The sequence below is a fragment of the Coxiella-like endosymbiont genome, from assembly GCF_002871095.1.
Classification (GTDB): domain Bacteria; phylum Pseudomonadota; class Gammaproteobacteria; order Coxiellales; family Coxiellaceae; genus Coxiella.
The window spans coordinates 1-6840 of sequence record NZ_NSHJ01000129.1 but is presented as its reverse complement, the minus strand read 5'-3'; the positions used below and the strand labels follow the sequence as shown (position 1 = coordinate 6840).

Genomic DNA, 6840 nt, shown 5'->3' with positions numbered 1-6840 from the left:
AGTTATATAGACTAAATTCTTTAAAAGAAAGGTACAGGTAAATTTTTTAAAGTTTTTCTATTATTTAAGTATTAAGATATTAAGTATTAAGAAATTAACTATTTATTGTCGTAAGTAGTTAAATCTGGTGCGATATTTCAGTGGATCAAATGTTGGATTAAAATTTCCTAAAATGCTTAAAGTTAAAACTACATCTTTTTTGTGGAAAATCTTAACCTTCTCCATTAGGAGATTATGTATTTACGCTAAAGGAAAAGCTTTCAATGTATATAAAATAACCACCTATATGAAATCTTGATAACCTTAATACAAAATTATTTTCTAATTGTCAACCTAATTTTTTAGGCTTTCTGTCAATTAATTATTGAGGCTATTTCTTGATAGGCGATGATCAAAGCACTTTAATAAGTGGCGATACTTAGTAGAGGAACTGCAGAAAAATTGGAAGGATTAAGAAAAGCAATTGGTTAGCCAATTCCCAATTTCTTTGATTTCTTGATCACATACTTGATGACCCATCACATATTCATGCCATTCCACAGGATAACCTAGTTCATTTAAGAGTTCAAAAGTTTGTTTTCCTAAAGTAAGAGGCAGAACGGGATCTGAGTCTCCATGTGCAATAAAAATAGGTATTTGTTGATTGATAATAAGATTGCTCACTTTCTCTCTCAATTGATTTGCGAGAGGAAGATACGTGGATAGGGCAATAACCCCCGCGAGTGGTTTTAAATATCGTAGGCTAGTATAAAGAGCCATTGCACCACCCTGAGAAAATCCAGCAAGAACGATACGATGACTTGGAATACCTTTACTTACTTCTTGTTCAATTAATTGATTAATAGATTGTTGGGTCTGAATTATACCTTTTTCGTCTTCACGCGTGAGATCAACGAGACTGTAAATGTCATACCAAGCGTGCATTTCTATCATGGCATTGATTGTAATTGGTCTTCTAGGAGCGTGGGGAAATATAAAGCGAAGGTGAAGATCATGTGGTAAGGCTAACTCTGGTATAATATTAGCAAAATTATGCCCATCAGCGCCTAGCCCGTGTAGCCAAATCACACTGCCTACGGCTGCATTACTGGGTTCTATTGTAATGCTTTCTAAAGAATTGTTCATATTTGTTCAATGATATATTATTTTAATTATGAAAAAAATCATTCTTATTTGTGTTTCTTTAATTTTGATTGGTTGCGGAGCTCGAGGGCCTTTATATTTGCCACAAAAAGCAACTCAACTCAATACTTATGAGATAGCTAAAATCAACTTAGTACCACATACTAGAAGCTCATCACTAATACGATGAAAATTAATTTTACAAAAATGCATGGATTAGGTAATGATTTTGTGGTGATCGATGCTACCAAACAGCCTTTCCAAATGATTACTTCTCAAATTCAAAAAATGGCAAATCGTCGCTTAGGGGTTGGGTTTGATCAATTATTAGTTATTGAACCTCCTAAAGAGAAAGATCCTACTGTTGATTTTCATTTCCGTATTTTTAATCCGGACGGAACTGAAGTAAGTCAGTGTGGAAACGGTGCTCGTTGTATTGCTCGATACATTCGAGCCAATCAACTTATAGAGCGAGATGAATTGCGAGTTTCTACCTTAAAAAACATTTTAGAACTTAAAATTCAATCAGACGGTAAAGTCTCTGTTAAAATGGGAGTGCCTCGATTCGATTCTGCTGATATTCCCTTTATAGCACATAAAACTGCTAATTTTTATCACCTGGAAAGTAATAATCAAAAGATAAAATTCGGTATAGTTAATATCGGAAATCCACATGCAATAATTCCAGTAAATACTATCGATGCCTTACAAATATCAAAGATTGCTCCCCAATTAAGCATTCACAAGCGTTTCCCGGAAGGTACGAACGTGGGGTTTATGCAAGTCATTAATACACAAAATATTCGCTTACGGGTATATGAGCGCGGCGCCGGAGAAACGCTAGCTTGTGGTAGCGGCGCTTGTGCAGCAGTAGCGGTAGGTCGGCGATTGGGTTTGTTGCAGGAACGTGTTGTTGTCCACCAGCCTGGAGGAAGCCTTCTCGTTGATTGGGAAGGTCCTTTAACTCCGATTATAGTGACAGGTTCGACAGCTACCGTTTTTTGTGGTGAGTGGTCAGATTAGTGTTCCTATATTACCTCTATAATTGAATAAGGATTCTAGTTGAACTAATTTTTAAAAAATTTGTAAATAAAATTAGCTTGTATGTTTTACGGTTTGGTATAAAATGTGTGAACTTTTAAGGCCCTTGGAGGAAGTAGTAATGACGGTAGCAAAATCAACTACTACGAAAATAAAGCCTATCGTTGTAAATTTTTCACCTTACAAGTTAAAAAAAGGTGAAGAATATATGAATGAAAGACAAAAATATCATTTTCAAAAAATTTTGCTTCAGTGGAAAAAACAACTTATGGAAGAGGTGAATTTTACAGGGGGTCATTTAACAGAAGAAGCAAATATTTATGCTGATCCATTAGATCGTGCTAGCCAGGAAGCAGGGTTTAATTTAGAACTACGAACTCGCGATCGTGAACGAAAGCTTATTAAAAAAATTGAGGAATCCTTAGATTTAATTGAAGAAGGTGAGTATGGATATTGTGAAGATTGTGGTACAGAAATTGGTATTCGACGCTTAGAAGCGCGTCCTACAGCGAGTAAGTGTATAGACTGTAAAACCTTTCAAGAAATCCGAGAAAAACAGTCCGGTGGATAAACTTTTTATTCATAACCTTAAAATATCTGCCCAGGTTGGTATTTTGCCACACGAAAAAACCTCCTCGCAAATAATTGCTCTCGATGTTGTTTTAGGTATTGATAGTAAAAAAGCTTGTAGGTCTGATGATCTTAATTCCACTATTGACTATTCAAGAGTCCGCAGTAGTTTAATTGACTTTTTTAGCAATCGACGATTTAACTTAGTTGAAACCTTAGCACATCGTTGTGCTGATTTTCTTTTTTCCCAATTTTCTATACACTGGCTTCGCTTGAGTGTTACAAAATTGTCGGTGTTTGATGATGCCGATGGTGCTGGAATAATTATTGAGCGTATGCGAGAAAGGATCTCTGTTGAATAAACTTGCTTTCTCTCTGAGCGAAACAACAGCTCTACTTTAGAATTTTACATATCTATAAAGACGTACTATTCTTGTGATATTAGTTTTTAGCTGAAGAAAAGCTTTGTTGCGCAAATTACCTCCCAAGAGAGAAGAGATTTAATAGTGAAGTATCTAGTGTGTGGTGTTAATTTATAAATCATCTCTTTTGGAGATAGACATTCAAAAAATATTATATTTCATGCTAATTTGATATAATACCTTAAATTTTGAGAATTCATTGATGCGTAGAGCAGTTTTAATGAAACCATTCTATTATCTACGTGTAATTATACAGAAATTTATATATTATAGTATAGTAATAGAGATAACTCCTATATCTTAAATATACCTCTCAAAGTAAAACCCTAATTAGCAAGCCCAATACCGATATTAGTATCTATTTGCTACAGTTATTGCAATTGGTAAAGAATAGTTGCTTATAAGCATCTTATTCAGTTCCCCTCCCCTATAATGGTTTTACACTTTATCATTCTGGATGGAGGAGGTGTTGTGTGTAAATATTAGGTTAGATAAAAAAACAAGCTTAGGTGTGGCCATGAAAGTCAGGCAGGTGCTGTGGTTAGAGGATGGTGAGTTCCTAGAATTTAAGTAGTGATTTTCTATTGTTTTTACGAGACTAAGTGTATTTAAAATCCAACAGGAATTAGAATCCAGCCATTTTTTAGCGTACCTGAGGTAGTAGTTTAATTAGTTAAGCAAATTTTTCTTTAATTACAGATTTTTAATGATTCTTGATTAGTGCTGTAAAACAATTAAGTTGATTGTTTTTAAAGCTGCAAATTCAGGAGGTATATTGAATTTTTAATACTCATTAATTTTGTCCCGGGCTCAACGATTAGTGAACGTTTAGCTATACAGGTTCAGGTGCTTTTTATATCATGGAGATTACTGCTGTATGGAAAGTACAAGTATTGTTATCGGGTGTTATCACTAGTGAACTTTCTTTAGGACAATCACTAGTTGAAAGATCTTTGAGCTAACGTAAATAGCGACTTATTTATATTGTAGATTTAGATGTAGCCTAAAATATCATACTGAAAATAATAGAACGGGAAGATGTTTTTTATAGCCTCAAAGTTTTGTTGCAAAGAGTAATTGTTCAAGATGATTAGAACTGACTTCTAACGGTGAGTCAATCAAACTAAAAGCGATGATAGAATGAAAAATCCCTAAAGTATAATATACACACCTACAATTATAAGTTCAAAAGGTAGGTGAGCTAATTCAGTAATTTGTGAACAACTTAAGATTTTGTGTGATGAAGCGCTGGAGAAAGGACTTATTCATTGACAACCGAGAGAAAATCTTGAAGTTAGGATCGCTAATTTGATGGGATGGGTCATTTAATGAATAAAATACTTTATTAAGCGATATTAAGCGAAAATAAAAGTTTGTGCAAGCTATTTATAAAAAAATGCCTAATTATTGTTGTTTATAAAAGAATTTTTTGATATTTAAATGATTAAATGATGAAAACTTCTCTCTTTAAAAAATTAAAAACTCTAAGCTTTCGTTATAGTGAGATTGACAAATTACTGAGCGATCCCAACGTTATGAGTGATCAAAATTACTATAGAGAATTAGGAAAAGAGTATGCACAATTAGAACCTATGGTAAAATATTTCCAAACTTATAAAAAAAATAATGAAGCTATTGCATTAGCGAAAGAAATTATTGCCGAAAAAGATCCTGAATTAAAAAAATTGGCTGAAGAAGAGTTAGAGCAATTAATTATTAAACAAGATGCATTAGAAGATCAATTAAAAATTCTCTTAATTCCTAAAGATTCCCATGATAAGAAAAATATTTTTCTTGAAATTCGTGCAGCAACGGGTGGGAATGAAGCAGCAATTTTTGCGAAGGATTTGTTTCGTATGTATGCACGCTATGCGGAACAGAAGGGATGGCATATGACCATCGTATCGAGTCATGAAAGTGAATACGGTGGATTTAAAGAAGTTATTGCTCGAATTATTGGCAAAGGGGTGTATGCTCAATTAAAGTTTGAATCAGGGGCTCATCGAGTTCAACGAGTTCCACTAACAGAAGCCCAAGGGCGGATTCATACCTCTGCTTGTACAGTAGCGGTGTTACCTGAAGTCGAAGAGCTTGATAAAATCAAGATTCATTCTACTGAATTGCGCATTGATACTTTTCGAGCTTCTGGTGCTGGTGGACAGCATGTAAATCGAACGGATTCAGCGGTTCGTATTACTCATATCCCTACTGGGATCGTGGTGGAATGTCAGGATGAGCGGTCACAGCATAAAAATAGAGCTCGTGCAATGTCTCTATTACAATCAAAATTATTGCTTGCACAACGATCTAAACAAGAACAAGAACAAGCTACCAAGAGAAAATTACTTGTTGGTAGCGGTGACCGTTCTGAAAGAATTCGTACTTATAATTTCCCACAAGGGCGAGTTACAGATCATCGAATTAATGTAACGCTGTACCAACTTGACAAAGTCATGGAAGGGGATTTAGATCTTGTGATCGGTCCTTTAATTCGTGAATTGCAGGTAGGATACTTGGCTGAATTAAGTGGGGGAATGAGATGAGAATGGAGGATCAAATAGTTTCAATTCAGGAGATGATAAATAAAATAGCACAGCAATTAATAAATTCAGAAACTGCTAAGTTAGACGCGGAAATACTCGTAGGTAAAGTTGTAAAAAAATCGCGTACTGAATTGTTTACTTATCCCGAAGTTCTATTAACTAAAAAACAACAAAAACAAATTATGGAGTATGGAGAGCGTCGTCTTGCTGGGGAACCGATCGCCTATATTGTGGGATACAAAGAATTTTGGTCTTTGAATTTGATAGTGACGCCAGATGTGTTTATTCCCCGTCCTGAAACAGAAATGCTTGTAGAACATATTTTAAAATTTCTCCCGGAAAATGAGCCGATGCAAATTTCTGATTTAGGAACCGGCTCGGGTGCAATTGCTTTAGCTCTTGCTTGGGAACGGCCACATTGGCAAATTGATGTTACTGATATTTCACTAAAAGCATTAAAGGTAGCTCAAACTAATATCAGGCGTTATAGAATAAAAAATATTAATTTATATTTTGGTGAATGGTGTAAGGCTTTACCTCAGCGTGATTATCACCTTATTGTAGGAAACCCACCTTATATTTCCGATGGAGATAAACATCTTCAGAAATTAAAATATGAACCTCGAGAAGCTTTATCTGCTGGTCTAGATGGATTATCGGCAATTAGGATTATTACTGAAGAAGCACAAAGATACTTAAGAACCGGAGGTTGGTTATTGTTAGAACATGGATTTGATCAGTCTGAAAAAATTAGTATGCTTATGGAAGATCTAGGTTATCAATCAATTAAAGATTATAAAGATTTTGCAGGGTTGGGGAGAATGATTGTTGGAAAAAAATCATTTTGAATGTATGCAATCTCGAGCTCCTATCTTATCGGTAATACGGCAATATTTAAAATAATGTTTCTTAGATATTTGAGTTATTAATTTAAAAAAATCTCGGTTATATTAGTTAATTTTAATTTTTTTTATTTTTCTGATCTAGCTAAAATATTTAGCTAAATTATATTGAAAAATTTGGATTTCCTAAGGTTCGTTACTGTTAATTTATAGTTGAGGATTTTAAAAAGAGGTAGAAATAATTGAAGAAGGGGATGTTTGTTTAGCCTTAGGGAATGTGCGATAGACAAACTTTTCTAT

General features: G+C 34.3%; 7 protein-coding genes. 6 read left to right on the top strand and 1 reads right to left on the bottom strand.

Going from position 1 to position 6840, the window contains the following annotated elements; all coding sequences use genetic code 11:
• Window positions 1-450: 450 nt before the first annotated feature.
• Entirely contained in the window at window positions 451-1125 is a 675-nt protein-coding gene (locus tag CLERM_RS03000; RefSeq protein WP_102157116.1) for an alpha/beta hydrolase, read from the bottom strand.
• Window positions 1126-1153: 28 nt separating this feature from the next.
• Here CLERM_RS03000 and lptM point away from each other — a divergent pair, with 28 nt between their 5' ends.
• The 6 genes from lptM (at window position 1154) to prmC (ending at window position 6546) form a co-directional block, all read left to right on the top strand.
• On the top strand, window positions 1154-1312 hold the full coding sequence (gene lptM, locus CLERM_RS04225) for an LPS translocon maturation chaperone LptM (protein ID WP_369688890.1): 159 nt from the start codon (window positions 1154-1156) through the stop codon (window positions 1310-1312).
• A complete protein-coding gene (gene dapF / locus CLERM_RS02995; protein ID WP_102157115.1) occupies window positions 1309-2145 on the top strand; it encodes a diaminopimelate epimerase in 837 nt (278 codons plus the stop codon). The genes lptM and dapF overlap by 4 nt, the downstream gene beginning before the upstream one ends.
• A 139-nt stretch (window positions 2146-2284) precedes the next feature.
• The gene (gene dksA, locus CLERM_RS02990; protein WP_102157114.1) at window positions 2285-2734 is read left to right on the top strand and encodes an RNA polymerase-binding protein DksA; all 450 of its coding nucleotides are present in this window, start codon (window positions 2285-2287) and stop codon (window positions 2732-2734) included.
• Complete coding sequence (folB, locus tag CLERM_RS02985; protein ID WP_102157113.1) at window positions 2727-3095, top strand: dihydroneopterin aldolase; 369 nt, start codon at window positions 2727-2729, stop codon at window positions 3093-3095. Before dksA ends, folB begins: the two co-directional genes overlap by 8 nt.
• 1511 nt (window positions 3096-4606) lie before the next feature.
• On the top strand, window positions 4607-5698 hold the full coding sequence (gene prfA, locus CLERM_RS02980; protein WP_102157118.1) for a peptide chain release factor 1: 1092 nt from the start codon (window positions 4607-4609) through the stop codon (window positions 5696-5698).
• A gap of 14 nt (window positions 5699-5712) precedes the next feature.
• Window positions 5713-6546, top strand: a complete 834-nt coding sequence (prmC, locus tag CLERM_RS02975) for a peptide chain release factor N(5)-glutamine methyltransferase (protein WP_102157117.1) — start codon at window positions 5713-5715, stop codon at window positions 6544-6546.
• Window positions 6547-6840: the final 294 nt, after the last annotated feature.